The 1291-nt window shown below is 51.2% G+C and carries 1 rRNA gene; it reads left to right on the forward strand.

Annotated features, from left to right (window positions below):
- Positions 1–94: 94 nt before the first annotated feature.
- A 23S ribosomal RNA gene (locus tag FHQ08_RS12610) occupies positions 95–1291 on the forward strand; the annotation flags it as partial.

Genomic DNA, 1291 nt, shown 5'->3' on the forward strand with positions numbered 1-1291 from the left:
CACTTCGTTCCTTGAAAACCACATATCATGAAATATTCTAATAACCGAGAATCAACTGTGTATTAAATTGCCGAACGACCAGCACGACGTGCTAGGTCAAGTTAACAAGGGCGCACGGTGAATGCCTTGGCACTAGGAGCCGATGAAGGACGGGACTAACACCGATATGCTTCGGGGAGCTGTAAGTAAGCTTTGATCCGGAGATTTCCGAATGGGGGAACCTGACTATCCTGATCGATAGTTGGCCGTCAGTGAATTCATAGCTGGCGGCAGGCAGACGCGATGAACTGAAACATCTCAGTAGTTGCAGGAAGAGAAAGAAAACTCGATTCCCTGAGTAGCGGCGAGCGAAAGGGGAAGAGCCCAAACCAGGATGCTTGCATCCTGGGGTTGTAGGACTGAACATTGGAGTTACCAAGCGGCGGCTTAGCCGAATGACCTGGGAAGGTCAGCCAGAGCGGGTGAGAGCCCCTTAGGCCAAAGGCCGCTGCCTCCGTTCAGGATCCTGAGTACGGCCAGACACGTGAAATCTGGTCGGAATCTGGGAGGACCATCTCCCAAGGCTAAATACTCCCTAGTGACCGATAGTGAACCAGTACCGTGAGGGAAAGGTGAAAAGCACCCCGGAAGGGGAGTGAAATAGTTCCTGAAACCGTGTGCCTACAAGTAGTCAGAGCGCGTTAACGCGTGATGGCGTGCCTTTTGTAGAATGAACCGGCGAGTTACCTTTGCTTGCGTGGTTAAATCAGAAAAGATGGAGCCGCAGCGAAAGCGAGTCTGAATAGGGCGCAAGAGTAAGTAGAGGTAGACCCGAAACCAAGTGACCTACCCATGTCCAGGTTGAAGGTGCGGTAAAACGCACTGGAGGACCGAACCCACGTACGTTGAAAAGTGCGGGGATGAGGTGTGGGTAGCGGTGAAATTCCAAACGAACTTGGAGATAGCTGGTTCTCTCCGAAATAGCTTTAGGGCTAGCCTTGATGTAAGGATCACGGAGGTAGAGCACTGTTTGGACTAGGGGCCCGTCTTGGGTTACTGAATTCAGATAAACTCCGAATGCCGCTGATCTATCATCAGGAGTCAGACTGCGAGTGATAAGATCCGTAGTCGAAAGGGGAACAGCCCAGATCACCAGTTAAGGTCCCAAAATCTATGCTAAGTGGAAAAGGATGTGGAACTGCGCAGACAACTAGGATGTTGGCTCAGAAGCAGCCACCATTTAAAGAGTGCGTAATAGCTCACTAGTCGAGTGGTCCTGCGCCGAAAATGTACCGGGGCTAAGCATAGTACC

It is taken from the genome of Agrilactobacillus fermenti (genome assembly GCF_021030645.1).
Classification (GTDB): domain Bacteria; phylum Bacillota; class Bacilli; order Lactobacillales; family Lactobacillaceae; genus Agrilactobacillus; species Agrilactobacillus fermenti.